This is a genomic window from Phyllobacterium sp. 22552, assembly GCF_052044585.1.
GTDB classification, from domain to species: domain Bacteria; phylum Pseudomonadota; class Alphaproteobacteria; order Rhizobiales; family Rhizobiaceae; genus Phyllobacterium; species Phyllobacterium ifriqiyense.
In genome coordinates this window covers 748,864-774,706 of the sequence record NZ_JBQENG010000001.1, presented here as the reverse complement: position 1 = coordinate 774,706, position 25,843 = coordinate 748,864, and the positions used below count along the sequence as shown (strand labels likewise).

Genomic DNA, 25,843 nt, shown 5'->3' with positions numbered 1-25,843 from the left:
GCCCGTTATCCCCTCACCGCTATAGTCAAGAACGCATAGCAAGGTTTCGCAAGATTAGAATCGTTCATCGCATGGAATATTTTAGAATTACTTTTAAACTATATGTATAGCGATCAAATCTGTTTAATAAGACATTCGAATGTCGCTTTTTTTTAAACGGCCCGATTATGGTCAAAAAAATTGGTTAGCTTATATTTCCTTCGCATACGGGACTGTTTAATGAGACATCAGTGTATTGTAACTGCCGTTCTTATCGGTTTATTTTGCCTTTTAGGCGCTGTGGCGCTCCTTTCCAAAGACGATGTTTCCCCGGTTCAATCTCAAACCGACAGTCTTTCTGCCCCGATACCTCCGTCGAAATAACGCTTAGCTGGTGCGCGTGCCCAACTTTGCGTGGCTGTCGCTCAGATGCAGTTTGTGGTTCTGCATGGGTGCGATACACGGCGCATTGTTCAAACTTGTCAGACACTGTTTTACTCCGCCAGGGAATCACGCTCTTAGTTCTCCTACGAATGCAGAACGATTTTTCCTGTTTTCCGAGCTGGGGCGGAACAAATTTGCCTTATCGCGAATTCGGTACAAAACGAGACCCTTATGACCACTCAACAAATCCTGTCCTTTACGGTCATCGCTCTCATGATGGCTGCCTTCATATCGGGACGCTTCCGCTATGATGTCGTGGCAATGTGTTCGTTGCTTGTGGCTGTGCTCGTCGGTGTCGTGCCTTATAAAGATGCGTTTCGCGGCTTCAGCGACGAGATTGTGATTATCGTCGGCAGCGCGCTGGTGGTGAGTGCGGGTGTTGCCCGTTCCGGTCTTATGGAAGCAGCGGTCCAGCGCTTTGTCCCCAGCCTGTCGTCGGTCAGGGCGCAGCTTGCGGTCCTCGTCATCGTCGTCACCATTCTTTCAGCCTTTGTTAAAAATATCGGCGCTCTGGCGATCATGATCCCAATCGCTTTTCAGTTTGCACGCCGCTCCAACGTATCGCCCTCGGTATTTTTAATGCCGATGTCGTTCGGTGCGCTGCTTGGCGGCCTGATGACTCAGATCGGCACGTCACCCAATATTGTCGTTTCGCGCATCCGCGCCGATATGGTGGGTGAAAGCTTCACCATGTTTGATTTCACGCCGGTTGGCGCGACTCTTGCGGCGGTGGGTATCATTTATCTTGTGCTGTTCTATTGGCTTGTGCCGGTGCGAACCCGCGAAGATATCTCTGCCGACGAAGCAATTGAAATACGAAATTATGTTTCCGAAGCCACTGTAGCCAAGGAATCCACGGTTATCGGCAAAAGCATGAGCGATGTGGTGAAGCCGGCGGAGGGTGGCGCTGTCGTGACATCCATCATTCGCAATGAAAGACATGTCACGCCCCTGCCCGATACGAAACTTGCCGAGGGTGACATCCTCATTTTGCAGGGCGATCCAAAAGCCCTTGATGCCATTGTCACCAGCGGAAAGCTGAAATTATCCCGCGATCGTTCCCATTCGGAGTCGGGCGGCCTTGCCGAAATCGATTCCATTGAGGCTGTTGTCGGTGATACTTCGCCATTGATCGGGCTTTCGGCGCGGGAACTGGCCTTGTTTGATCGCTATGATGTCAATCTTCTTGCCATCAGCAGACAGGGTGAACGGATCAAGGATCGCCTTGGTGAAGTGCGGTTTCAGTTAGGCGATGTCATTGTGCTTCAAGGCCGCGATAGCGTGCTTCCCAATCTGCTGCGTGAATTCGGCTGCCTTCCCCTGGCAAAGCGAACCATATTGCTGGGTAGCGTGCGCCGTGGGCTGGTGCCGCTGCTCATTCTGCTGGCAGCTATTGGCGTTACGGCTTTTAGCCTCCTGCCCGTATCTATAGCCTTCTTTGCGGCTGCGGTTGCCATGGTCTTGTTCAAGGCCATACCGCTGCGCGATTTATATACGGCAATTGACGGTCCGATCCTCGTTATGCTCGCAGCGCTTATTCCCGTCAGCGACGCTTTGAGAACCACCGGCGGAACAGATTTGATCGGACATTTCCTCACGCAGATCGCTCATCAATTACCGCCCTTCGCGGCATTGGCGCTGATCCTTATTGCCGCAATGGCCGTGACGCCATTTCTCAATAATGCGGCGACAGTGCTGGTCATGGCTCCCATTGCGACAAGCTTTGCAACCGGCCTTGGCTTCCGGCCAGAGGCTTTTTTAATGGCGGTGGCAATTGGTGCTGGGTGCGATTTTCTCACCCCTATCGGGCATCAGTGCAATACGCTGGTCATGGGCCCAGGCGGCTATAAGTTCAACGATTACCCCAAGCTTGGCTTGCCCCTGTCGCTGATCATCGTGCTGACCGCCGTTCCTGCTCTGATGCTGTTTTGGCCGCTTAAATAGCCTGAGATTACGATATCAATTCCCTTTGAAATCTGTCACAAGCCATCTGCCCGCAAGGGCAAGGCGCGACTGCTATCAAATTGAGGATAGGGTCGGGCGGGCTGATTGACGTCTCTCCTGCCGCCGCGAAGTAACGTGGCCGTCTTTATTATTTCCGCTGTGCCACAGCCTTTGCATTACAAAATATTAATTCGCCGATCATCTCCCGTTCATTTTGGCAACGCTACGGTCTGTACACGGAGCGGACAATCCGCTCGCGCTACAGGAGAGAAAAAATGAAACGAATTATCGCTCTCGCTTTGTCCGGAACCTTTTTGACGGTCTTTGCTCTCGGCGGCGCGTTTGCCCAGACGCAAACACCCGAACAGCCTCCCGTGGCCAAAGAAGCGACTAAAACTCCGGGCCATGAGCATAAGAGAAATGCCCGGCTCGATGCGAACGACGACGGCGCCTTGGATCAGGCAGAATTTACCAATATTGATCGCCTGAAGGAAGCAGACACCGATAAGGACGGCACCCTTTCCAAACAGGAAATTGAAGCCATGGCGATGAAACGTCTGGTTGAGCGGCAAGCTCAGCGCATGACCAAGCGCCTTGATGTAAATGGCGACGGCGTGGTTACGATTGCCGAAGTCGAAAAGCAGAAGGCCAAACGCTTCGCCCTCATGGATCGCAATGAAGACGGGAAAATTGACAAAAGCGAAATGCGCCATGGCCACAAGAAGCACCATGGCCAAAGACATCATGACAAGAACATGCCTTCGAAAGGTTGATAAGCTCAGCACAAACGCAACGGTCGCTCATTGAGCGACCGTTTTGTTTTTTTTCATACGTGCTGAGGCGGCTCGCGTACTTCGTCCGGATTGGGCAAAGGCAACTCATCCGGCAATTGCTCCGGCGGTGGCGGTTCTTCTATCGGAATTTCGCCGGGCAGCGGATTCGGTAGCGGCGGTGTTTCGTCCGGACGCGGACCAGGCACCGGATCAACGGGCCGGTTCGTATCCGGACCCGGATCGGGAATTTGCGGTGGATCACCCAAAGCGATTCTCCTTGCGAAAAATACAGTCGGTTTCTGGTTTACCTGTCGTCCGAAGCCTCTTCTTCGAACATGACCGCAACATCGGAATTTGCGGAAAGACGTACCTTGTCGCCTTCGACCTCCGCTACGAGTGCTGTTGAAATATAGTGATGATGGCCTTTATGGGAGCCCTCGCCGCTGTCTTTCTTGGTCAGTTTAATGCGGCCACCCTCTACGCGGTCCACCGTTCCAACGTGAATCCCATCGGCACCGATGACTTCCATGTGTTCTTTGATACTTGTTGTCATGATTTACTCCTGGCGTGATAGATCACTAACGCGCGACGCGCAGTTTGGATGCATTGTCACGGCAAAGTCTTTCACCATAAAAATTTAGCGATTAAGCTCGAATGACAACGGCAGGAAACGCGCGCGACATGGCAAATGAGATTTTAACTCCCGCCGAAATGGCCCACGCCGATCAATCGACGATCAAGGCCGGTATTCATGACGGCTATCACCTGATGCTCAATGCCGGCAACGCTGTTGCACGCCATCTCCTGCGCCATCATGGCGATGCCAGCAGATTTCATATTCTTTGCGGGCCGGGCAACAATGGCGGCGACGGCTATGTCGTGGCCAGCATTCTCGGCGCGAGCGGTGCCTCGGTAAACCTTTGGACGCATGGCGAGCCAAAGAACGGAACCGATGCCGCGCAAGCTGCGAAGCATTGTCCGATCAAAGTGCAGGACATTGCCGATTTCAAATCCGCACCTTCTGGCGTGATTGTCGATGCCCTCTTCGGCGCGGGCCTCAATCGCGCGGTGAGCGGCCCGGCCGCCACTGCCATCAGCACTGCAAACGGCTCCACCTGCCATCGCGTTGCCATCGACATACCCTCAGGGTTGGACGGGCTGACCGGTCGGGTTCTTGGTACGGCTTTTCAGGCAGACACGACAATCACGTTCTTCCGCAAGAAACCCGCCCATCTGCTTTATCCCGGACGCACTCTGTGTGGAGAAGTTATTGTCGCTGATATCGGTATCGCCGATAATGTTTTGACCGCCATCAGGCCTCAGTGTTTTGAAAACACGCCCGCCTTATGGAAAGCGCGGCTGCCGGTTCTGGAAGAAAACACCCATAAATATGCCCGTGGTCATGTCGCCGTGTTTTCCGGCGGTGCCACGTCGACAGGCGCCGCGCGGTTGTCGGCCTTGGCAGCGGCACGCAGTGGAGCTGGTGCCGTCACATTGCTCGCATCAGAAGAAGCGCTTGCGGCCAATGCCGCGCACCTCACATCGATTATGCTGCATAAATGCGAGAACCGGCGCGATCTCGCAACTTTCACGGAAACCCGCGAAGTTGCGGCGTTTGTACTCGGGCCAGCTTTCGGTGTAGGGCGGAAAGCCCGGGAATTTGCACTGGCTCTTCTCAGCGAAACCAAGGCCGGTGTCGTCTTCGATGCAGACGTGATCACATCGTTCAAGGATGAGCGCGAAACACTGTTTAATGCTGCAGCTGGACCCGGTGCCATCAGACTGGTGCTGACACCGCACGAAGGCGAGTTCAAGCGCCTCTTTCCAGAGCTAACGGAAACCAGCATGCCGTCCAAGGTCGAGCGTGCCCGTGCTGCGGCAAAGCTCGCTTGTGCAATCGTCATATATAAGGGAGCCGACACAATTATTGCATCGCCTGACGGTCGTGCTGCAATCAACACAAATGGCACGCCGCTTTTGGCGACGGCAGGCTCAGGCGATGTGCTTGCTGGCCTGACTGCGGGCTTGATGGCGCAAGGCATGCCAGCCTTTGAGGCAGCCTGTGCCGCAGTCTTCATTCATGGTGCGGCCGCCCATCATCTCGGCTTTGGCCTTATCGCCGAGGATCTCCCGGCTGCCGCGGGGAAAATTATTGGCAAGTTGCTCGCAAACCAGACCACTTTCTGATTTCCATTAACCCTGTCTTTACCTTGATCGTCCACCTTGGTCTCAAGCGCGATTTGTACTGCGTACGCGCTCAAGTTTCTTGGAGAATGTCATTATTCTGTCGCAATGAGAGGGTAATGGTTATGTATAGCGAATAGCTTATTTCCATTTTTGACCACGGATGTACTGGCACTGATGTTGAGATAAGTTTAGGAAGGTCGGGTAGCTCCCGGCCTTTTGCTTTTTCAAGGCTCCTACTGCTCAATAGGTTACAGTAATAACCACCGTATCTGTATAAGTCCCCGGTGATGGCGTGTTCTGGGGTGGCACTGTTGCATAAACGGGGATGTTTTGTGCCAAGCCATTTCCGGTACCGGCGACCGTATTGGTAGGAATAGTCTCACCCCACGGCAAAAGTCGGTTTACATCGCGATAAAGCCCGTAAGTTACATATTCTGTCCCCACGCCCTTCCTCATGCGCCGCGCGGTCGGAGCAGTGCCATTCAAACCATTTCCTAGAGAGACTGAGTAAGGCGTTGTTGCTGAACAGGTTACGTTCACTGCGCCGGTTGCATCAACGTTCGAGCTCAAAATACCCCGTGAGCCAAAATTGACATTAGTGGCAGAGACCAGGCAATCCTTGGCAACATTCAGGCTGGCGGTAAAGCTTGTCGCTGCAGTTGTTCCTGCACCACTTCCGCATCCGTTGCCATCATCAAACCGATATCGGAATGGCGTTTGCGCCCCGGAAAACACAGAACTGTAAGCGCCGGGTGGTGTTGTCGTCTGGTTGGGCAATATTCGTCCATAGATCGTCGTCGTAGTGGTGCCAGTGCCCAAGATCGGAAAAATACCGACCAGGATGGCAGGCGGTCTGGTGGCGAATGCCCAATTATACGAACCCCAAACAACTTGTCGCGCTGAGTCCTGATAGAGCTGGAACTGCAATGCAGTTGGCCCTGTCATTGTGCGGGCACCGGAAGCAACCGTGCCACCCGTTCCGGCATTAATATTTGGGCAGACCAAAACTTCCCGAAACAAACCCAGCACGGCCGTACAGGTTGATGTGAGGGTTGCAGTGGCATCGATCGCACCGCCTTGCAAAGGCGATCCGGAAAATGTCATGGCCGTGGTGGTGAATGTACAGGACTGCGCCAGTGCGGAAGCCGGAGCCAGTCCCAAGCCGCAGACAAATAGCATTCTCAAAACGAAAATCTTCATTGGCACACCACATTCTTTATTTTGACCTGTGTCCCGCGCGCAGCTTGATAGGCAAATCTGGCAGTGCAGGTGCTGCCGTCGGCAAGTTCGACAGAAACGCTGTTTTTTGCTTCCAGACCTGAAATATAGGCCTCGCCATCATAGCCGACGACGAATTCCTCTCCCGCATCGCCGACCCGCCCGCTCAACCCGGCATCCAGCGGCTTGCCAGCTGCGTCCATCAGGCTGACAAGCGCTGAGGCCGTGGTCTGCGCCACATTGAAGTTCACCACAACGCCGCTGCGATCGGCGGGAACCACAATATCGCGCGTAGAGCCTATACTGGCATCGACGGGCAAATTCGCAGGATCAATAGCAAGCGTGTTGGGCTCATAAGCCCGAAGGTCAGGCACCAATATTCTGCCCCGTCCATTGGTACGGCCGACCGGGCGATTCTCATAGCTGACATCGACGCCAGGCGCGCCCGCATCGACCACCGCAAAAGCATCATCAATGCGGTTGGTGGCAAATACGCCGCCACCGGCAACTGCAATCGCGCCTTCGATCTGAGCCGTGGCGCGCACATTGTCATCATATTGCTGTACGCTGCCTTCAACGCGAGCATGCCTGCCACGATAGCTGGCAGAGGCATAGCGATCTGGTGTTTCGCCCTCTCTCGTGCGCAAACGCCAGCCATAACCGCCTTCCACGCGCTGCTCCGACTTGGCAATCTCGGCAAATCCTGATGGGCCATCATTTGTTTGTTCGTAGCCGGTCGAAACGGAGATATTATTGTCAAACGGAATGGTCAGCCCGGCGAAAATACCGAAACTGCCGCTATCCTCCAGATCAGTGAAAGCAGTGGCAAAAAACGAGCTGCTCTTGAAGAGCTGCTGGTTGTAGGAGGCACTGACAATGGTACTCTTATCTCGGGATTCCAGCGTTTGCTGTGTATAAGAAAAGTTCATACTGCTGCCTTCAAACGGTCCAGGCATTGAAAGCGTGGCTTGCACCAGTGATTTCGGCACCCGTGTGCTGATAGCAGGCAGTCCGGAAACGCCGTAAATATAATTGAGCTGGTCGCTCGCCGTCACCGAAGCAATATCGTCGTAGTTTCCGAATGTGTGCTGGACGCGGCCATAGATCGTGTACCTGTTCTTATAGGTCATTTCGATTGAGCCGTTGAGCAACAATCCCGTATCGCCGTCATGGTGGCTGCCGGCAGCTGCCAATGAGGTGACACCATATGCACCCAGCGGAAACGCAACGCCTAGTCCGCCATTCACCAGATCGGCGCCCCCTTCAAGATGGCCTTCCAACGTCAGCCAGTTGGTCAAGCCGTAACGCGTGGTAAGAGCGCCCATGACATCATCATCGTAATCGTTCGATTCCGTGCCAAAGTTACGCCGTGCCACGCCCACATCGGCTGAAAAATCCCATAATCCTTTGCGGAGCAGCGAGCTCGACGAATAGAATGGTACGGTTGTACGTGTCTCTCGCCCCAAGGTGTCCCGCAACACAATCTGCGCCTCGCCTTGTCCGGAAAAGACCGGGAAATTGGTGACCTCAAAAGGACCGGAAGCCACGTCGCCACTATAGGTTCGAACGTTCTGCGTATAGACTTCCAATGTGGAAGGCACCGCGGCGGTTCCTGAAAGTACCGGCACCGGCAGCGTTACCAAATCTGAGCGCAGGGTAAAATTACGCTGAATCTGCATGCCGCCAAGGAAAACGGGGCGTGTCCATGGCAATCCGCCGGAAATAAAGTCACCCGCACGGTAAGTAATGAGCCGTTCAGGATCAGAAAAGCTCCACGTGGTGTTTAACCGCCGAACTCCTTCCAGTTCTCCTTGCGATAAGTTTGCTGTGAATGACTGGCTGAGCGTCCCATAGGGACTGAAGAACCGAGCATCAAACCCGCCTGACACGCCTTGAAACGGTTTTACATTACTCGACATCAAATCATCTGTGCTGGCAAACAGAGAATAATTCAGAACAGCGCCATAGCCCGATTGAGGTTTGGGGGTGTCCCTCTCAGGCCGTGGATTGGCATCGATAATTTTGGCGGATCGCGCTCCATTGTCAGTGTAGATATAGAGGCGCTGTGTTTCGACCTCGACACGAAATTCGACATTGGCGAGACGATTGATTCGAATTGATCCATCCTGATCCCGCGCATTGTCCATCGGCTTCAGACCAACCTCCCGCAATTCCTCGGGTTGTGCTGACAAATCACCATCGGGCAATTGTCTGAAGCTACCGATCAACCCCGTCGGTTCATCATTGATGTAGACTTCAAGATGTAGATCCTGCGCTTCCCCGCTCGGGGACAAAGACAAGTCAACAGGATCAACTTCTGGTTGTTGAGACTGTCCAATTGATACCGTGCACAGACTTATGCAAAGGATGCCGCCGAGTTTAGCGGCCGCTGATCGCAAAATCTGCATTGACAGGTCCGGCGTCGCTGAGAGCCTTAAGCGCTACCCGACCGGATGAGATTGATTTGCTTGCGCCAATGGGCCATTGCATGCTGGCGCCGCCAAGGACATATCCAACGAGCCCCCCGCGCGTGCCAAGGACACGTCCGCCTTGTGACAATTGCACTTCGGCCAATCGAAGGCGCGTATCACCCGTATTTCGGGCGGTCAGCATCAGAGATCCTTTTGTTTTTGCAACACCCCATGCGACCTTCGGCGGAGACGCATCCTGGCCTCTGAAGAATACCGGGATCGAATATCGCACCACCAAAGTCACCGTGCCCCCTTGCTTGCGCGATGGATCGGGCAGTTCATCAACAACAACCCTGTAGCTTTCCTCTGCGGCAACAGGCTGTTTCGAAACGCGGACAACACGAACAGCATAGTCCTTGCCGCCGGTGAGTTTTGTTGAAGGCGGACTGACCACAACATCATTCGTCGGCTCAAGCCGCTCCACGCCATTGGCCTGTGTCCAGCGGAAAATACGTATCTGCACATTGATAGGCCGTTTGGCTTCATTGGTGAGCGTCAATACACCCGCGCTGCCCGGCGCAACCAAATCAATGTTTGTCGGGGAAACACGCAGTGAAGCGGCATGGACTGGGCCAGAAAAAAGCACACAGAGGCTCATGACGCCAATGCTGTAAAGCATGGATCGCACTTTGTTCTCCTTTGTGAAAAGGTCAGTAGGTAACTTCGATCGCGACTGTATCGGTGTATGTTCCGATGGCCGGTGTCGTTTGAGCCGTCACACGGCCATAGACCGTTATGGCTTGGCTCGCACCATTCCCCGTACCTGAAACCAGATCTGCCGGCACCGCATTGCCCCAGAGCGTGGTATAGGCCGCATCCTTATAAAGCGAGTAATTAACGGTTGCTCCGGCTGGGCCCGTCATTTTGCGTGATGCCAATGTAGCACCTGAACCCGCGCCAAGGCCGAGCCCGACTGTATAAGGTGTGCCATTGGTGCATTGAACCGTGAGGACGCTGCTCGAATCAACATTTGCTACGAGAAGACCGTGAGAGCCGAAGTCCAGCGTGCTGGCTGAGACGACACGGCATTCCGCCGTTATCTGAATCTGCACTCCAAGATTGCCGTTCGCCACAGCGGCAACCGCTGGAGCGCTGAACCCAAGCGCAGCAAAAATCGATGCCGCAACGACTTGGTTTACTCGATTCCCAGAACTCATTCATCCTCCTCATGATCGTATTAAAAAATACAACCTGCAGTTTTCACGAACTGATCCCCCGGACCACATTCCATTACGATAATTCTTATACCTTTAATTTTACTTAGCGGAAAGCCAGAATTCATAATATTGGTTATTGATGTTGTTTATCAGGCATTTATTTGCAAATGATAGTTTCATAATTTACAGACTGGAGCAAAAAACTTCCGTAAATTTTTAAATACTTACTGCACATATAAAAACCAAACTGCCGTAAATGCTTAACAGAATCATCGCATGTACAGATGTTACTTATCACACGCATATGTATACAATTGACGCTTCCTGTCTAAACTTCATGTATTTTTGTCGTTTTTTGTCTATTTTCAAAGGCCAGATGGTCTACGCTGGAAGCCAATCCTTTTTGCCTGGTGCAGCTTGCCCGACACCCATAATTCTTGTCCTAGGCTGAGAGTTGCCGATCAGAGAAATGCAATCATCCCGCGCAAGCTACGATGAGAAAATTCTCTTGAACTATTGTCCTTTGGGGGAAATATTAAGTCAGCGAACGGAAAGTCTGGACCGATGACCAATATTAAAAAGACCCTTTCCACCGATAGTCTAGCCCAATTGAAGTTGCTGACACCGGAAAATGTCGGCGCGGCTTTGAAGGGATTCCCGTTAAAAGTACAGGCTGCACTGCGGGCTGCGGTCCATCTGCCCCGTGGTACATTGACCATAACAACGCCCGACAAGCAGATATTCAAGGTAGGCGGCAAACAGACAGGTCCTGATGCTTCGTTGGTTCTGCACAATTGGAACCTGCCCCGCCGCGCTCTATCCAGCGGAACAATTGGGGTTGCCGAATCCTATATGGACGGCGATTGGGACAGTCCTGATGTCACCACTTTTCTTGAACTTTTTGTTGTCAATGAACAGGTTGGCGAAGACATTGCCGGCGGTTCAAGCTGGTTCGTCAATACGGTGCAGCGCTTACGTCACTGGCTAAACGAAAATACCCGAAGCCGTTCGCGCAAGAATATCTCTGCCCATTACGATCTCGGCAACGCCTTCTACCGTGAGTGGCTGGATCCCACCATGACCTATTCATCCGCCTTGTTTGCTGAAGGCGCAAACGATCTGGAGAGCGCCCAAACGGCAAAGTACAGCGCCCTCGCCCGCAATATTGGAATCACTGCTGATTCGCGCGTTTTGGAGATCGGTTGCGGCTGGGGTGGTTTTGCCGAATTTGCCGCCCGCGAAATTGGAGCCAAGATCACCGGTCTGACAATCAGCCGCGAGCAATTCGACTATGCAAGCCAACGCATTCAACGAGCCGGTCTTTCCGAAAAGGTTGATATCCGATTTCAGGATTATCGCGATGAGACCGGCAAGTATGATCACATTGCCTCTATAGAAATGTTTGAGGCGGTCGGCGAAAAATACTGGCCCGTATTCTTTTCAAAGGTCAAGGATTGCTTGAATCCCGGTGGCAGCGCTGGACTTCAGATCATTACCATCAATGACAAATCCTTTGAGCGCTACCGTAAGCGTCCGGATTTCATCCAGCGTTATGTTTTTCCGGGCGGTATGCTGCCAACGCCCACAAAGCTGAAAAGTCTCGGCAAGGACTTTGGTCTCGACATGTACCGCGAAAATATCTTCCCGCAGGATTACGCCCGAACTTTAGCTGAGTGGCGGGAGCGTTTCTGGGGATCATGGGATCGGCTGCGCCATCTCGGCTTTGACGGTCGTTTCAAAAAGCTTTGGGAATTTTACCTGTTCTATTGCGAGGCAGGCTTCCGCTCCGAATATATCGATGTACGCCAGGTCTTCTATAAATCGTGACCGACGAAAATCTCGAGCGTGCGTTTGAGCGTATCTGGAAACTGGCTGATGCCCTGCATTTACCAGAGCTCATAAAAAGTACAACTCACGGCACGCCCTCGTTGAAGGTCAAAACCTCATTCATGGGGCGCTTGAAGGATGAATCGAGCTTTGCAATTTATTGTCCGCTGGAGGAAAAGCCTCTCCTTATGGAAAGTGCACCCAGCATCTATTTCGAAACCGACCATTATAAGGGATGGCCATATATACTAATTCACCTTGATGCCATTTCCGACGAAGAGCTCAGCCATCGGATAAAACTGGCTTGGCACACAAAGGCTCCTGCCAAACTCAAAAAGTCGATTACGTCAATTTAAGCCCTCTTGGACCACCACGGTCAGGAACAATGGAATCTTGAGGGAGTTTTGACGAATAATCATCTCCAACACAGAAATTTCCGCAACTTTTGCCGAAAAACCTCCGATTTTTGCCGAAGATTTTCAACCATGGAGAGAAAAATGGTTGTGATGACGCGAGTTACGGGTTCGATGAGATTTCTATCAAGCCCGTCTCCACTCCCAATCCGGTTCGGTCTGCGACTTCACGAAGAGCAAAAGATGAGTTGATTTTGGTGACATGCGGCATGGCCGAGAGCCAAAATTTATGAATACGCTCATAATCTTCAAGGTCTTTCGCAGCAATACGAAGCAGATAATCGTATTCACCTGACATGAGATAGCAAACCAGAACATTCGGACATCGCCGCACTGCAGTCTCGAATTCGCGAAGTTGATTATCCGCCTGTCCAGAAAGCGAAATATTGACGATTACCGTGACGGGATGACCGAGCAATTTGTTGGATAAACGTGCATGATATCCACGAATAACGCCGGACTTTTCCAGTATGTCCAAGCGCCGCGAACAGGCAGATTGCGACAGGCCAATTTTTTCCGCCAACGTCGCATTCGACATGCGTCCGTCTTTCTGCAAATTATCAAGTATAGCGATATCAATCCTGTCCAGCGACATTGTTCGAATAATCCATTACTTATAGCAATTACTACGCAAGAATACGCGAATAACCACCAACCGTCGAGGCCATTTGGCAAGGACATGCGATGGGAGATGTGGTGTTATATTGCTCCCCAATAAGCAAAGCAGAACAATGAGGAGGCATTATGCGCGTTGGTTGCCCTAAGGAAATTAAAAACCATGAATATCGCGTCGGCCTGACTCCGGGTGCCGTACGCGAATATGTTGCCCATGGCCATCAGGTCATAATCCAGTCCGGAGCTGGTACAGGAATTGGCGCAGATGATGGAGCCTATCAGGCCGCCGGTGCCAAAGTAGTAAAGACTGCAGAAGAAGTATTTCAGCAGTCTGACATGATCGTAAAGGTTAAAGAGCCACAGCCATCCGAATGGAGTCAGCTTCGTGAAGGTCAGCTTCTTTATACTTATCTTCACCTTGCTCCCGACCCCGAGCAAACCAAAGGTCTTCTGAATTCCGGTGTGACGGCTATTGCTTATGAAACTGTGACAGACGAGCGTGGTGGTTTGCCGCTGCTTGCACCTATGTCAGAAGTTGCTGGCCGCCTTGCCATTCAGGCTGGCGCTACTGCTTTGCAGAAAGCAAATGGCGGTCGCGGTATACTTCTCGGCGGTGTTCCCGGCGTTCTGCCCGGCAAAGTTACCATCATTGGCGGAGGTGTTGTCGGCATCAATGCGGCGCAAATGGCTGCTGGACTTGGTGCAGACGTTACAATTCTGGATCGCTCGATTCCCCGCCTGCGTCAGCTCGACGATCTGTTCCGCGGGCGTATCCATACACGCTACTCCACCATCGAAGCCCTTGATGAAGAAGTGTTTTCTGCTGATATCGTCGTTGGCGCCGTTCTCATTCCGGGCGCTGCTGCGCCCAAACTGGTAACCCGCGAAATGCTTTCCGGCATGAAAAAAGGTGCTGTTATCGTTGACGTTGCCATTGATCAGGGCGGCTGCTTTGAAACCTCCCATGCCACTACACATTCCGAGCCAACTTACGAAGTGGATGGCGTCATCCATTATTGCGTCGCCAACATGCCGGGTGCAGTTCCCGTGACTTCTGCCCACGCGCTCAACAATGCGACCCTGCAATATGGACTGCAATTGGCTGATCGTGGCGTCAAGGCTTTGATCGACAACCCGCACCTGCGCAATGGTTTGAACGTGCATAAGGGCCGCATTACAAACAGTGCTGTTGCCGAGGCGCTCGGTCTTGAAATGTTCGAAGCAAAAGCCGTTCTAGCAGCTTGATTTTATTGATTATAATGAAAATCCCGGGTCAGTGACCCGGGATTTTTTCATGCCATTTCTATCCGGCACTGGAAGCAGTTATTTCTCGCCGAGCGCATATGAACATAGGCGACATCCTCCCGTTTCAATAATTCCGCAGCCCGGTCAGCGATCCCGCCAGTTTTGACTACCCCGCCGGTGCCGTAAACAATCCGATCCTGACAAGAATAGCCGCGAAGGATGAAGTCACTGCTTTTATTGAACATTTCAGGCAGCTGATCTGTCTGCGCATATCGCTCGCATTCATCTGCATGCAGAAATATCGGCCCAGTTTCCGCATAGGGTTGCGGGGAAGGAAACGGCCGATGCGAAAGGATGAGATATTTGTCGCCGGCCCTCACATTATGCAAACAATGCCTGCAAGGCACTCCGTCCCCATCCGATAGGTGGGTTTCAGGCTTTTGGCCATTGGCGTCGGCACCACCGGCTTGATAGTGCCGCGCCATTGTTGTCGTCATTGCAATAAATCGAATTGTGATCATGACTGTCTCCTTTGATGCCAAAGAAAACACATTAGATTAGCGTCAAACCACCCGATTCATGCTCGCGGCAGAATATGCAATCAATCCCAGGTTTCGATTTCAGCCTCAGCAAAGCTCACTGGCCTGAACCCCATTTTTTGATACATTTGCAACGCTCGTGGACTATCAAGCGTATTTGTTTCGATAATCACCTTCTGCGGGCTGCTCATCCAAGCTGTAGAGATGGCTTCATTCAGGAAGAACTTCGCAAGTCCAAGCCCTTGAAACTCTGCTACGAGGCCAAAATAGAGAATTTCAGCGACACCCCGCTCCTGATCTAGTACCAGCTCGAAAAACCCCGCAGGGGAACCTTCGACGTATAGAACATGGATATCGACATTGTCTCTATGGATGATTGCAGAAAGCGCTTCGTCATCAAGCTTGCGGTGGACTGACCAATGGTGTGGCTTACCCACTTGTTCATACAAAAATCGATAGAAGGGCAGCGAGATCTTCGTTGCCCGCATAATTGCCAGCTTGTAGCTGGCTGGCGTCGGAATCGCAGCGGTTGGGCGATCCGTCATTTCGAGATGGGTCACGCGTGTCTTGAGCGTAGGCATTGTTAAGCTTCGCCGGTGGCTACGGGAGTATCCTTGGCACCGCCCCATTCCGTCCATGACCCGTCATAAAGCACGTTATTCTCGTGCCCTAAAGATTCGAGCGCAAGCGTAATGACAGCAGCGGTAATACCTGAGCCGCAGGTGGTCACGATGGGGCGCGACAGATCAACACCCGCATCATCGAGAACTTTCTTTAACCCGTTGATATCTTTGAAGTATCCATTATCAGCCAGAACCGACGAGGGAACATTGCGTGCATTCGGCATATGGCCGGATCGCAATCCCGCCCGTGGCTCCGCCTGAGCTCCGGTAAAGCGCGCAGCGGCCCGGGCATCGGCTATCTGCCTCGTGCCCTCCTGGACGATCTCGTGCATATCGTCGAAACTTGCGATCTTCGCGGCATCGAAATCTGCCACAAATGCCGACGGCGCTATCTTTGTCACCTCATCGGTAACTGGCCTGCCCGCCTTTTTCCAATTGTCAAAACCACCATCAAGAACGAATACTTTTTTTGCGCCCATGATGCGCAACATCCACCAGACCCTGGGTGACGTAAACACTCCAGGCCCATCATAGACCACGATGGTGTCATTATTGGTAATGCCCATGCTGCCAATAGCAGCAGCGAAGGTTTCAGGCTTTGGAAATGTGTGCGGCAAGTTGGAGTCAGGATCAGCCATTTTATCATGATCAAAAAAGACAGCGCCCGGAATATGTCCCGCATCATACTCTGCCTTGGGATCACGATTCTGGAACGGAAGATACCAAGAACCGTCGACGATGCTCAGGCCAGGTTGTCCTAACCTTTCCTGAAGCCAATCCGGTGACACTACAAAAGCGCTTTTGTCGCTCATCTCATTCTCCTTCGGGCAAAGGGCCAAAACGGATACGAAACCGCCGGTTTTCCTTACCCTTCTTTTCTATTTTTCCAATGTGGATTTGCCCGATTTCGCCGGTCGTTGCGACGTGGGTTCCACCACAAGGTTGGGAATCTATGGCAGCATTTTCACCGATACAAACGAGCCTGATACGCCCCGTTCCCGTGGGTGGACGGACATTTTTCGACTTGATCAGCCCGGGATTTCCAGCGAGTTCCTCGTCGGTGATCCAGCGAGTAAAAATGGGATGATTGGCATTGACCAATTCCATCAATTTTGCAGTCGCACTTTCCTTGGTAACACCTGCGTCAGGCAGGTCAAAATCAACTCGGCTGTCTTCTTCGCTGACGGCCGCGCCGGTGATCGGATACGGGCAAACAACGCTCAGCAGATGACATGCTGCATGCATGCGCATCAATTTGTAACGTCGCTCCCAATCAATGCGAAGCAACAGTTTTTCGCCAATATCCGGCACAGGCTGATCAGAGGCAGGAACATGGATGACTTCTTCTTTTGTCTCACCTGTTACAGTTGCGGCGATAACAATTGTAGAACCATCCGACCGAACGAAAACACCTGTATCGCCAGGTTGCCCACCGGATGTGGCATAAAAATTGGTTTGATCTGTGAGGATGCCCCCCCGGTCGTTAACCGCTATTACCGTGGCGTTGGCCTCTTTCAGATAGGAATCATCGCGAAAAAGGATCGTCGTGTCATAAGCCATTATTCACTCGCAAAGGGTACAGAAATATCGATGTTTCTCTCCATCCACAGCGGTACCGGCAGGTCTTTCGAGCGCAGAAACTCAGGGTTGAAAAGTTTTGATTGATAACGATTGCCGTAGTCGCACAAGATAGTCACGATTGTATGTCCGGGACCGAGATCACGTGCCAAATGAATAGCACCGGCGATATTGATGCCGGATGATCCGCCGAGGCAAAGCCCCTCTTCCGTCACCAGATCAAACACGATTTCCAACGCTTCAGCATCCGGAATTTGATATGAAAAGTCTGGAGTAAAGCCTTCAAGATTGGCGGTTACACGGCCTTGCCCGATGCCTTCAGTAATCGAGCTTCCTTCCGATTTAAATTCTCCGGTCGTATAATAAGAAAACAGGGCTGCTCCGAGGGGATCGGCAATAGCGACTTTCACCGCTTCGTTCTTGGCTTTCAGCCCCATGGCGACGCCGACCAAGGTGCCCCCCGACCCAACAGCGGAAACAAAACCATCTACTTTCCCGTCCGTATCACGCCATATTTCCTGTGCGGTGGTTTCCACATGTGCCTGACGATTTGCAACATTATCGAACTGGTTGGCCCATATTGCACCATTTGGTTCGGTCTTTGCGAGTTGTTCCGCAAGACGGCCAGAAACCTTCACGTAATTGTTGGGATTCTTGTACGGGACCGCGGGCACTTCCACCAGTTCTGCCCCGAGGAGCCGCAGCGCATCCTTCTTTTCCTGGCTCTGCGTCTCTGGGATGACAATAACGGTGCGGTAACCGAGTGCCTTGGCAACCATGGTCAAGCCGATCCCGGTATTGCCCGCGGTGCCCTCGACAATCACGCCGCCCGGACGCAACTGGCCATGTTTTTCCGCATCACGAATGATGTAGAGTGCAGCGCGATCCTTGACCGATTGACCGGGATTTAGAAATTCGGCTTTTCCGTAGATCTCGCAACCGGTGAGATCTGACGCCTTTTTGAGGCGGATTAACGGTGTATTTCCAATTGCTTCGATCACGGATTTATACATTGCCTAGCCCTTCAATATACTGCCCTAAACCTATTTGTCCGGATCACACCGTTCAAGCGCATAATCTCACAATCTGCTGCCACGGGGATAAATCTTTGGGCATAAACAAAAAGGCCCCCGGCATTTAACGCCGAGGGCCTCTCAAAAAATTGAGGTTGCTCAATGTAAGCTCAAATTATGCAGCTTTGGAACCAAAGCCTTTTTTATTCCGGCGGAAAGGACGCTTCTGCGCGGGCACACCGCCATCATTGCTCCAAATCTTCTCGCTGCGTGGTTCCCGAGGCTTGCCGCCAGCTGGTTGACCACGATGCGGCTTCTTGCTCTTTGCAGGCGCACCACTATTGCCACCTTCGCGGCGTGGCGGGCGTTGATCGCTGTTTGCCGCCCGGGCCGGCAAGCTGGAAAGATCAACCGGCGAATCTGCCATTGGCAAACGCATGCGGGTTACACGCTCCACAGCTTTGAACTTTGAACCTTCTTCAGCCGGATCGTAAAGCGTGATGGCATTGCCGGATGCGCCATTACGACCAGTGCGCCCAATGCGGTGAACATAGCTCTCCGGCTCATCTGGCAGGTCGAAATTGATCACGTGGCTGATACCGACAACATCGATACCGCGTGCTGCAATGTCAGTTGCAACGAGGATGCGGACGGACCCATCCTTAAAGCCATTCAAAGCGCGCTGACGGGCATTCTGAGACTTGTTACCGTGGATAGCTGCAACGTTGTAGCCGTCCTTTTCCAGAATACGGGTAACCGCGTCAGCACCGTGTTTGGTACGTGTAAATACGATAACGGAAGACAGGGTTTCGTCTTTCAGCATGGCCGACAAAACCTGCTTCTTCTGGCGGGTCGGGATCATATGAACAACCTGCTTGATCTCTGCTGCCGTGGTGCCTTGAGGCGCCACTTCAACACGCACAGGATTGCGCAAAAGGCTGGCTGCCAAGGTAGCAACTTCCTGAGGCATGGTCGCAGAAAACAGAGCTGTCTGGCGATCGCGGTGAGTACCTTTGGCGATTTTCTTGACATCATTGATGAAGCCCATGTCAAGCATGCGGTCAGCTTCATCGAGAACAAGCCAGCGGGTTTCGGACAAATCAATGCGATTGTCGCGCACGAGGTCTGTTAAGCGACCTGGTGTGGCGATCAGAACATCGACACCGGCCTGCATCTTGTTGATCTGGGCAATGCGGGAAACGCCGCCAAGGACAAGAGCCGTTGAAATATGAGCGCCCTTCGCCAATGTACGGAAGGTTTCTTCGATCTGCACTGCAAGCTCACGAGTAGGAGCAAGCACCAAAGCGCGGGCGGTCTTGCCCTTGCGCTTATCACCGATAGTTATGATTTTTTGCAGGATAGGCAAAGCAAAAGCTGCCGTCTTGCCCGAACCGGTCTGGGCAATACCAAGAATATCCTGACCTGCAAGCTGTGCCGGAATAGCCTGTTGCTGGATTGGCTTGGGAGCAATCATTCCAGCTGCGTCCACTGCCTTAAGCAGAATCGCATTGAGGCCCATGGTAGCAAAGCCGTTTGTTTCAGTAGTTTCCAATTTAAACTCTCATCTTGGCCAAGCGCGATACATCGCGGGCCATATAACGCATCGCAGGGCGCAACCTGCATGCAACATTTTCGGATAAACGACGAGACGCGAAAAGCCCCAAAGGGATCAAGCGACTTGCGCAGCCGTGCCCACCGCATCATGCGGATGGGGCTCAGACGCCACAAGTCCTGTTTCGGAAGACCGGATTGCCCGGCCCAAGCGTCTGACCGGCATATGGGCTCTTCCCGCACAAAAAGCAAATGATTTTATTGTGCGACGCAAAACACCGCCTTACTTGGCGAAGCGTTTTGCCCCGAAAACGCATGCAATAACGGCAATTGTAACGACAATCATCTGCCAGCCAACTGTCTCATGCAGCAATGTGGCCGCGATCATCAAACCGAAGAATGGCTGTAATAGCTGAAGCTGTCCGACAGCCGCTATGCCCCCTTGCGCCAAGCCACGATACCAGAAAACGAAACCGATAAGCATTGAGAACAGCGAGACATAGATCAATCCGAACCAAGCCGGTTGACCGATCGCCATCCAATCTTGGGGTAATTGCAACAAGGTAAGAGGAAGCATCACAGGCAAAGATAAGACCAGTGCCCAGCAAATCACCTGCCACCCACCAAGTTTGCGGGAAAGCTGCGCTCCTTCGGCGTAGCCCAAGCCGCAAGCCACGATAGCGGCAAACATCAAAAGGTCGCCGGTCAATGAGGCATCCAGATTTTGTGTGAGAGCAAAACCTGCAACCAATGCACTACCCAAGCACGAGAATATCCAAAACATTGGACGCATGGATTCCCCGCCCCGCAGAACACCGAAAATAGCGGTCGATAGAGGCAGAAGGCCAATAAAAACAATCGAGTGTGCCGACGTAACATGCTGAAGCGCCAGTGCGGTCAATAGCGGAAAGCCGACCACGACACCCATGGCAGTGACGAATAAATGTCCAAGATCGGACCTTGAAGGCCATTTTTCTTTAAACGCGAGCAAAAGCACCAGACCAAGCAAGGCAGCAATGGTTGCCCGCGCTACCGTCAAAAAAATTGGATCAAAATCTGCCACTGCAACACGTGTGGCGGGCAGTGACGCGCTAAAAATGAGAACGCCTACAAAACCATTGATCCAACCGCTCGTTGTCTTATCCATTCAATTCACCTCATCCGTGCCTTGCTCTAGCGCGCTTAAGGATGGATTTTCCAGATACGGTACAGTACAATTTATGCAAACTGTAATGGATAAGTGAGCAGTACAGATGGACAAACAAGGATATGTGGCGTGACGCGAGTCGAGCAAGTTATGCAGGCAATCCGGCAACGTATCGCAGCGCGATTGCTGCCTCCCGGCGCCAAACTTCCATCGATTCGAAGTTTGGCGGAAATCATGGCGACGTCAAAATCGACTGTCGTTGATGCATATGACAGGCTGGCAGCCGAGGGGCTCATTCAATCACGGCGTGGATCCGGGTTCTTCGTTGCAGGTCATCTTGCTCCTTTAACTCTTGCCGAAATCGGCCCAAAACTCGACCATGCAATCGATCCGCTTTGGGTCTCAAGAACCTCATTGGATGCCAATGATGGCATGCTAAAACCAGGCTGCGGTTGGTTGCCCGCTTCGTGGATGCCCGAAGATGGCATTCGGCGTGCATTGCGGGCGCTAGCCAGATCGAATAGCTCAACGCTGACCGATTACGCATCTCCCCTTGGTCTGCAACCGCTTCGGCAACTCCTGTCGAGACGGCTGGGCGAGCACGGTATCGAAGTTTCGACCAATCAGATCATGCTGACGGATTCGGGAACCCAAGCAATTGATCTGCTATGCCGATTTCTGATTGAGCCTGGAGATACAGTGATCGTCGACGATCCATGCTATTTTAACTTTCACGCCCTGCTCAAAGCACATCGAGCCAATGTCGTGAGCGTGCCATATACGCCAAATGGGCCTGACATCGAATTGTTTGCACAGGCATTGAAAAGCCATTGCCCCAGGCTTTACATCACTAATTCCGCGCTTCAAAATCCAACAGGAGCAGCGCTATCTCCGCTAACGGCCCACCGGATACTAAAGCTTGCGGAATTGCATAATCTTACAATTGTCGAAGACGATATTTTTGCCGATTTCGAGCATGAGCCTGCTCCGCGACTCGCCGCATTTGATGGACTGAATCAGGTTGTGCACATCGGCAGCTTCTCCAAATCAATCTCAGCATCGCTCCGTTGCGGCTTTATCGCTGCCAGACAAGACTGGATCAACGGATTGATAGATTTGCGGATCGCCACATCATTCGGTGGCAACCGCATGGGAGCAGAGCTCGTGCTTTTTATGCTGAAGGAAGGCGCATATCGCAAGCATATGGATGGTTTGCGTACCCAACTCGCCCGTAGCATGGGAGATACGATCACCCGGTTGAAAGCGCTTGGCATAGTGCCCTGGAATGAGCCGCGCGGTGGCATGTTGCTATGGTGCAGATTGCCGGACGGTATCGACGCAGCCGAAATTGCAAAATATGGCCTTGAAAAAGGCGTGGTATTTGCCCCGGGCAATGTATTTAGCCAGTCGCAGACAGCCAATTCCTACATGCGCTTCAACGTCGCCCAATGCGGGAATTCCAGAATATTCGATGTTCTTTCCGAGGCGATAGCCGTTCAGGCAACTTCAGCTAACGCTTGAAGCTTCAACACTGTGTTCCAATTACGGGCTGTGGCGACCACGCCCAAAGTTCTTTCAATTTTGGGAAACAGACGAGCATTCGATATCCCCTGCGGCGTGTAGTAGTAAAGCACCCGGCCTCGTATCTGAAATTCGTCAGGACCCTCCGCCTTTGATTGCAATGCTTTTATTGCGACCTCATCCGGTTCGCGCTCCATAAGATATGCGTGAAGCTTGGTTGGCTCACAGACTGCGTTGGGAAACGGATTGTCAGCAATGAGTTTCGCCCATTCAGCTGTGCTGGCTATCAAAATGGCTTTTGAAAAATCAAATTCCTTCAAGACAATTGGAGTGATGCGCTTTAGGACTCTTTCCGATGTATCAGACGATTTCAGGACCACATTTCCAGTATTGATGTATGTCCTGACACCTTCAAACCCTTCCTCAGTCAAGGCTATCGCGAGTGGTTTCACCGGCAACAATGTCGCGCCACCCACGCCACGAAAGAGAATGATCCACGTCGTCATACGCCCTCCTAGATGATCATCCCGGCAATCGTTTCATTATCTGTGATGTCTTGATAAGCCCAGCCTGCCTCGTCGAACCGTTTGAACAATACGTCAAAATTCTTCCTGTTTTTGGTTTCGATGCCGATAAGCACAGAACCAAAGTTGCGCGCTGACTTCTTCAAATACTCAAAGCGAGCAACATCGTCTTCAGGACCGAGCAAATCCAGAAATGAGCGCAAAGCTCCCGGTCTTTGCGGGAACCGGAAAATGAAGTATTTTTTCAAGCCTTCATAGCGCTGTGATCGTTCTTTAAGCTCTGGCAGTCTTTCAAAATCGAAATTGCTGCCAGATATGACAAGCACGACCCGCTTACCTTTCAGATCGGCTTTCTTGAAATCCTTAAGTGCGTCAATGGCCAAGGCACCAGCTGGCTCAACTACGATGCCCTCAACGTTCAGCATCTCCAATATGGTTGAGCTGAGCCTGTTTTCCGGAATCAAAGTGACAGAGTTTGGACTGAAGCCTTTGAGAAGTTTGAAATTTTCACGCCCGATCTCGCCAACAGCAGCGCCATCAACAAAATTATCCACGGCTTCAAGTTTCACCCGCTTCCCGGCTTCCAAGCTGCGCTTTAGGCTCGGAGCACCTGCCGGTTCCACAAAACAAAATTGTGTTTCCCAGCCAAGATCAGAAAGATAGCGCGTCACGCCACCGGAAAGACCTCCGCCGCCAACTGGAAGAATCATCAAGTCGGGCTTGCGCTCATCAGGCAGTTGGGCTGCAATTTCATACGCAACAGTCGCCTGCCCTGTTATAATATCCATATGATCGAAGGGGGGCACCATAACGGCACCCATTTCCGTTTCGAATGTCCGTGCTGCTGCATAGCATTGATCGAAAATATCGCCGACAAGCCGGATTTCGATGAATTCGCCGCCGAAACTGCGCGTCTTGTCAATTTTCTGCTGCGGTGTCGTGACGGGCATGAAGACAACGCCCTTTTTGCCAAAATGCCGGCAAATAAAAGCAAACCCTTGAGCATGGTTACCCGCAGACGCGCAAACGAACACCGCATCTGCGGATTTGTTCGTGTTTAGATAGTGCGAGATGAAATTGAACGCGCCTCTGATCTTATAGGAACGGACTGGCGATAAATCCTCGCGTTTCAACCAAATCTGCGCGCCATATTTCTGCGAAAGGTAGTGATTGAGTTGAAGCGGCGTTTCCGGAAAAAGCACACGCATCTTGGTGGTCGCTAAAGCGACAGCCTTGGCAAAAGCAGTCATAGAAACAAATCAACCTTTTCAAATGTTCGGACATCGATAATCCCGACATCGGAGATGCGCAATTCCGGAATGACGACGAGTGCTAGCAAGGAGTGCTGCATATAGGCGTTGTTGAGGCTGCATCCCATTGCCCGCATGGCATTCACCAGCTTGTCAGCTTTGGCCGCAACCACTTCAGCACGCTGATCAGACATCAAACCCGCGATGGGCATTTCGACCAATGCCAACTCACGTCCCTTTGAAAACAGGACCACGCCACCGCCCACCTCACCGAGACGATTGGCGGCTTTTGCCATGTCTTCCTTATTCGTACCAACGACGATCATGTGATGACTGTCATGGGCGACTGTCGAAGCCATGGCGCAATCGAGCGTATAACCGAAGCCTGACACAAATCCGTTTACGACAGCGCCGGTTCCGCGATGACGTTCCACGAGAGCTATCTGGCAAACATCATTGCGGCGATCCATTTGCACGATGCCGTCAGAAACGGGCAAATCCGCTTCAAGCGCTTTTGTCGGAGCCTGATTTTCGATCACACCGATCACCCGCGCCGTCACGTGTTTTCCGGGCTTGGGTGCGGCAATATCAAAATCTTTGGCTTTCAGCTTTTTACCCAGCTTAATCGTATTTTTGGCGAATGAGGGATAGTCATAGGCTGGAATGTCGGCAATTAACTTGCCTTTTTCCGCCAGAAGCGTTCCGCGCGCATAAACGCGATCAATAACGAGGTTCGGAAGATCTGATACGATAAGAAAATCCGCCAGCCGCCCCGGTGTGATTGATCCGATCTCGCGCTCAAGCCGGAAATGCTGTGCAGTATTAAGCGTCGCCATCTGAATTGCGGTAACTGGCTTAAGTCCCTGTGCGATCGCATGTCTTACAACGCGATCCATATGCCCGTCATTGACCAACGTTCCCGAATGACTGTCATCGGTACAAAGGATGAAATTGCGGGAGTCGAGCCCCTGCTCGGTTACCGCCTTGATCTGGCTTGCAACATCGTACCAGGCAGAGCCGAGGCGCAGCATCGCGCGCATACCTTGGCGCACGCGTGCCATCGCATCTTCCATTCGCGTGCCTTCATGATCGTCTTCGGGACCACCAGCCACATAACCATGGAAAGCGCGCCCCAACTCCGGTGAAGCAAAATGACCGCCAACGGTTTTGCCAGCTTTGACTGTGGCATCAATGCCGCCGCGCATCGTGGCATCATTATTGGCAACACCTGGAAAGTTCATAACCTCGCCCAGCCCAACAATATTGGGCCAAGTCATCGCCTCGGCCACATCCGATGGACTTATGGCTGCGCCTGCATTCTCCAAACCCGGAGCTGACGGCACACAACTAGGCATTTGCACATGCACGTTAATCGGCATGCCAAGTGCTTCATCATGCATCAGGCGTACGCCTTCCAATCCCAAAACATTGGCTATTTCATGCGGGTCTATAAACATTGATGTCGTGCCATGCGGAATAACGGCACGGGTGAACTCAGTAACGGTGACCATGCCGCTTTCGACGTGCATATGTGCATCACAAAGACCCGGCACCAAATAACGCCCGGCTGCGTCAACGACTTTGGTTTTTGGCCCGATGCAGTGTTCCGCGCCATGACCGACAAATGCAAAACGCCCGGCAATAATGGCAATATCAATACCCGCTATTATTTCACCGGAATATACGCTTACCAGACGGCCATTTCGCACGACGAGGTCCGCAGCGTGGCGTCCCATGGCTACATCCACCAGCAATGGGGCTGATTGCGTCCAGCTCTCTGGCTTGTTGGCCCTATCCTGCTTTGACATCCAATTACCTCGTATC

General features: G+C 52.2%; 24 protein-coding genes. 7 read left to right on the top strand and 17 right to left on the bottom strand.

The genetic code is table 11. The features are described 5' to 3' along the window. Positions 1-594 precede the first annotated feature (594 nt). The gene (locus ACTJI9_RS03815) at positions 595-2,367 is read left to right on the top strand and encodes an SLC13 family permease (RefSeq protein WP_440806075.1); all 1,773 of its coding nucleotides are present in this window, start codon (positions 595-597) and stop codon (positions 2,365-2,367) included. A 275-nt stretch (positions 2,368-2,642) separates the two neighbouring features. Then, a complete protein-coding gene (locus ACTJI9_RS03810) occupies positions 2,643-3,140 on the top strand; it encodes a hypothetical protein (protein WP_115052839.1) in 498 nt (165 codons plus the stop codon). Between the two features lie 53 nt (positions 3,141-3,193). Here ACTJI9_RS03810 and ACTJI9_RS03805 read toward each other — a convergent pair whose 3' ends face one another. Continuing rightward, the gene (locus ACTJI9_RS03805) at positions 3,194-3,406 is read right to left on the bottom strand and encodes a hypothetical protein (protein WP_115052838.1); all 213 of its coding nucleotides are present in this window, start codon (positions 3,404-3,406) and stop codon (positions 3,194-3,196) included. Positions 3,407-3,444: 38 nt separating this feature from the next. Continuing rightward, entirely contained in the window at positions 3,445-3,693 is a 249-nt protein-coding gene (locus tag ACTJI9_RS03800) for a DUF2171 domain-containing protein (protein WP_115052837.1), read from the bottom strand. Positions 3,694-3,821: 128 nt separating this feature from the next. On the opposite strand from ACTJI9_RS03800, the gene ACTJI9_RS03795 reads away from it, so the two are divergent. Continuing rightward, positions 3,822-5,327, top strand: coding sequence for an NAD(P)H-hydrate dehydratase (locus ACTJI9_RS03795; RefSeq protein WP_440806072.1), 1,506 nt, complete (start codon positions 3,822-3,824; stop codon positions 5,325-5,327). Positions 5,328-5,567: 240 nt separating this feature from the next. Here the strand turns inward: ACTJI9_RS03795 and ACTJI9_RS03790 are convergent, their stop codons facing one another. From ACTJI9_RS03790 to ACTJI9_RS03775, 4 genes are read right to left on the bottom strand one after another with little or no spacing between them, the layout of a single operon-like run. Continuing rightward, positions 5,568-6,527 (bottom strand): Csu type fimbrial protein, encoded by a 960-nt coding sequence (locus ACTJI9_RS03790; RefSeq protein ID WP_440806069.1) that lies wholly within the window; start codon positions 6,525-6,527, stop codon positions 5,568-5,570. Beyond that, positions 6,524-8,953, bottom strand: a complete 2,430-nt coding sequence (locus ACTJI9_RS03785) for a fimbria/pilus outer membrane usher protein (protein WP_440806066.1) — start codon at positions 8,951-8,953, stop codon at positions 6,524-6,526. The genes ACTJI9_RS03790 and ACTJI9_RS03785 overlap by 4 nt, the downstream gene beginning before the upstream one ends. After that, the gene (locus ACTJI9_RS03780) at positions 8,925-9,644 is read right to left on the bottom strand and encodes a fimbrial biogenesis chaperone (RefSeq protein ID WP_440806064.1); all 720 of its coding nucleotides are present in this window, start codon (positions 9,642-9,644) and stop codon (positions 8,925-8,927) included. The genes ACTJI9_RS03785 and ACTJI9_RS03780 overlap by 29 nt, the downstream gene beginning before the upstream one ends. 22 nt (positions 9,645-9,666) lie before the next feature. Continuing rightward, the gene (locus ACTJI9_RS03775) at positions 9,667-10,173 is read right to left on the bottom strand and encodes a Csu type fimbrial protein (protein WP_115052834.1); all 507 of its coding nucleotides are present in this window, start codon (positions 10,171-10,173) and stop codon (positions 9,667-9,669) included. A gap of 573 nt (positions 10,174-10,746) precedes the next feature. Between ACTJI9_RS03775 and ACTJI9_RS03770 the strand changes: the two genes are divergently transcribed. Then, positions 10,747-12,000, top strand: a complete 1,254-nt coding sequence (locus ACTJI9_RS03770; protein WP_115053282.1) for an SAM-dependent methyltransferase — start codon at positions 10,747-10,749, stop codon at positions 11,998-12,000. Next, a complete protein-coding gene (locus ACTJI9_RS03765) occupies positions 11,997-12,356 on the top strand; it encodes an MmcQ/YjbR family DNA-binding protein (RefSeq protein WP_115052833.1) in 360 nt (119 codons plus the stop codon). Before ACTJI9_RS03770 ends, ACTJI9_RS03765 begins: the two co-directional genes overlap by 4 nt. A 160-nt stretch (positions 12,357-12,516) precedes the next feature. Here the strand turns inward: ACTJI9_RS03765 and ACTJI9_RS03760 are convergent, their stop codons facing one another. Further along, entirely contained in the window at positions 12,517-13,008 is a 492-nt protein-coding gene (locus ACTJI9_RS03760; RefSeq protein WP_115052832.1) for an Lrp/AsnC family transcriptional regulator, read from the bottom strand. Positions 13,009-13,157: 149 nt separating this feature from the next. On the opposite strand from ACTJI9_RS03760, the gene ald reads away from it, so the two are divergent. Further along, positions 13,158-14,273, top strand: coding sequence for an alanine dehydrogenase (ald, locus tag ACTJI9_RS03755; RefSeq protein ID WP_440806062.1), 1,116 nt, complete (start codon positions 13,158-13,160; stop codon positions 14,271-14,273). Between the two features lie 47 nt (positions 14,274-14,320). Here the strand turns inward: ald and ACTJI9_RS03750 are convergent, their stop codons facing one another. From ACTJI9_RS03750 to ACTJI9_RS03720, 7 genes are all read right to left on the bottom strand, one after another. Next, a complete protein-coding gene (locus ACTJI9_RS03750) occupies positions 14,321-14,791 on the bottom strand; it encodes a DUF1203 domain-containing protein (protein ID WP_440806241.1) in 471 nt (156 codons plus the stop codon). An 83-nt stretch (positions 14,792-14,874) separates the two neighbouring features. After that, positions 14,875-15,393: a GNAT family N-acetyltransferase gene (locus ACTJI9_RS03745; protein WP_337354669.1), complete on the bottom strand. Its 519-nt coding sequence runs from the start codon at positions 15,391-15,393 to the stop codon at positions 14,875-14,877. Positions 15,394-15,395: 2 nt separating this feature from the next. Continuing rightward, the gene (gene sseA / locus ACTJI9_RS03740; protein ID WP_440806059.1) at positions 15,396-16,247 is read right to left on the bottom strand and encodes a 3-mercaptopyruvate sulfurtransferase; all 852 of its coding nucleotides are present in this window, start codon (positions 16,245-16,247) and stop codon (positions 15,396-15,398) included. A gap of 1 nt (position 16,248) precedes the next feature. Further along, entirely contained in the window at positions 16,249-16,995 is a 747-nt protein-coding gene (locus ACTJI9_RS03735; protein ID WP_354343873.1) for an alanyl-tRNA editing protein, read from the bottom strand. After that, on the bottom strand, positions 16,995-18,026 hold the full coding sequence (locus tag ACTJI9_RS03730; RefSeq protein WP_115052826.1) for a cysteine synthase A: 1,032 nt from the start codon (positions 18,024-18,026) through the stop codon (positions 16,995-16,997). The genes ACTJI9_RS03735 and ACTJI9_RS03730 overlap by 1 nt, the downstream gene beginning before the upstream one ends. A 175-nt stretch (positions 18,027-18,201) precedes the next feature. Continuing rightward, entirely contained in the window at positions 18,202-19,545 is a 1,344-nt protein-coding gene (locus ACTJI9_RS03725; protein WP_440806239.1) for a DEAD/DEAH box helicase, read from the bottom strand. A gap of 315 nt (positions 19,546-19,860) precedes the next feature. After that, positions 19,861-20,724, bottom strand: coding sequence for a DMT family transporter (locus ACTJI9_RS03720; RefSeq protein WP_440806056.1), 864 nt, complete (start codon positions 20,722-20,724; stop codon positions 19,861-19,863). Between the two features lie 150 nt (positions 20,725-20,874). Here ACTJI9_RS03720 and ACTJI9_RS03715 point away from each other — a divergent pair, with 150 nt between their 5' ends. Next, positions 20,875-22,245, top strand: a complete 1,371-nt coding sequence (locus ACTJI9_RS03715; protein WP_336440213.1) for an aminotransferase-like domain-containing protein — start codon at positions 20,875-20,877, stop codon at positions 22,243-22,245. Here the strand turns inward: ACTJI9_RS03715 and ACTJI9_RS03710 are convergent. From ACTJI9_RS03710 to ade, 3 genes are read right to left on the bottom strand one after another with little or no spacing between them, the layout of a single operon-like run. After that, complete coding sequence (locus ACTJI9_RS03710; protein ID WP_115052823.1) at positions 22,221-22,751, bottom strand: DUF1697 domain-containing protein; 531 nt, start codon at positions 22,749-22,751, stop codon at positions 22,221-22,223. The genes ACTJI9_RS03715 and ACTJI9_RS03710 overlap by 25 nt on opposite strands. Before the next feature lie 8 nt (positions 22,752-22,759). Beyond that, a complete protein-coding gene (gene ilvA / locus ACTJI9_RS03705) occupies positions 22,760-24,019 on the bottom strand; it encodes a threonine ammonia-lyase IlvA (protein WP_336439992.1) in 1,260 nt (419 codons plus the stop codon). Further along, a complete protein-coding gene (gene ade, locus ACTJI9_RS03700) occupies positions 24,016-25,827 on the bottom strand; it encodes an adenine deaminase (protein WP_354343880.1) in 1,812 nt (603 codons plus the stop codon). Before ade ends, ilvA begins: the two co-directional genes overlap by 4 nt. Positions 25,828-25,843: the final 16 nt, after the last annotated feature.

Excerpts from the sequence above, each read along its gene's own strand:
- ACTJI9_RS03775 (WP_115052834.1), bottom strand. The coding sequence starts at position 10,173 with ATGAGTTCTGGGAATCGAGTAAACCAAGTCGTTGCGGCATCGATTTTT.
- ACTJI9_RS03715 (WP_336440213.1), top strand. The coding sequence starts at position 20,875 with ATGCAGGCAATCCGGCAACGTATCGCAGCGCGATTGCTGCCTCCCGGC.
- ACTJI9_RS03785 (WP_440806066.1), bottom strand. The coding sequence starts at position 8,953 with ATGCAGATTTTGCGATCAGCGGCCGCTAAACTCGGCGGCATCCTTTGC.
- ACTJI9_RS03735 (WP_354343873.1), bottom strand. The coding sequence starts at position 16,995 with ATGGCTTATGACACGACGATCCTTTTTCGCGATGATTCCTATCTGAAA.
- ACTJI9_RS03760 (WP_115052832.1), bottom strand. The coding sequence starts at position 13,008 with ATGTCGCTGGACAGGATTGATATCGCTATACTTGATAATTTGCAGAAA.
- sseA (WP_440806059.1), bottom strand. The coding sequence starts at position 16,247 with ATGAGCGACAAAAGCGCTTTTGTAGTGTCACCGGATTGGCTTCAGGAA.
- ACTJI9_RS03810 (WP_115052839.1), top strand. The coding sequence starts at position 2,643 with ATGAAACGAATTATCGCTCTCGCTTTGTCCGGAACCTTTTTGACGGTC.
- ACTJI9_RS03725 (WP_440806239.1), bottom strand. The coding sequence starts at position 19,545 with ATGGGCCTCAATGCGATTCTGCTTAAGGCAGTGGACGCAGCTGGAATG.
- ACTJI9_RS03745 (WP_337354669.1), bottom strand. The coding sequence starts at position 15,393 with ATGCCTACGCTCAAGACACGCGTGACCCATCTCGAAATGACGGATCGC.
- ACTJI9_RS03790 (WP_440806069.1), bottom strand. The coding sequence starts at position 6,527 with ATGAAGATTTTCGTTTTGAGAATGCTATTTGTCTGCGGCTTGGGACTG.
- ald (WP_440806062.1), top strand. The coding sequence starts at position 13,158 with ATGCGCGTTGGTTGCCCTAAGGAAATTAAAAACCATGAATATCGCGTC.
- ACTJI9_RS03800 (WP_115052837.1), bottom strand. The coding sequence starts at position 3,693 with ATGACAACAAGTATCAAAGAACACATGGAAGTCATCGGTGCCGATGGG.
- ACTJI9_RS03710 (WP_115052823.1), bottom strand. The coding sequence starts at position 22,751 with ATGACGACGTGGATCATTCTCTTTCGTGGCGTGGGTGGCGCGACATTG.
- ACTJI9_RS03720 (WP_440806056.1), bottom strand. The coding sequence starts at position 20,724 with ATGGATAAGACAACGAGCGGTTGGATCAATGGTTTTGTAGGCGTTCTC.
- ACTJI9_RS03795 (WP_440806072.1), top strand. The coding sequence starts at position 3,822 with ATGGCAAATGAGATTTTAACTCCCGCCGAAATGGCCCACGCCGATCAA.
- ilvA (WP_336439992.1), bottom strand. The coding sequence starts at position 24,019 with ATGACTGCTTTTGCCAAGGCTGTCGCTTTAGCGACCACCAAGATGCGT.
- ade (WP_354343880.1), bottom strand. The coding sequence starts at position 25,827 with ATGTCAAAGCAGGATAGGGCCAACAAGCCAGAGAGCTGGACGCAATCA.
- ACTJI9_RS03815 (WP_440806075.1), top strand. The coding sequence starts at position 595 with ATGACCACTCAACAAATCCTGTCCTTTACGGTCATCGCTCTCATGATG.
- ACTJI9_RS03730 (WP_115052826.1), bottom strand. The coding sequence starts at position 18,026 with ATGTATAAATCCGTGATCGAAGCAATTGGAAATACACCGTTAATCCGC.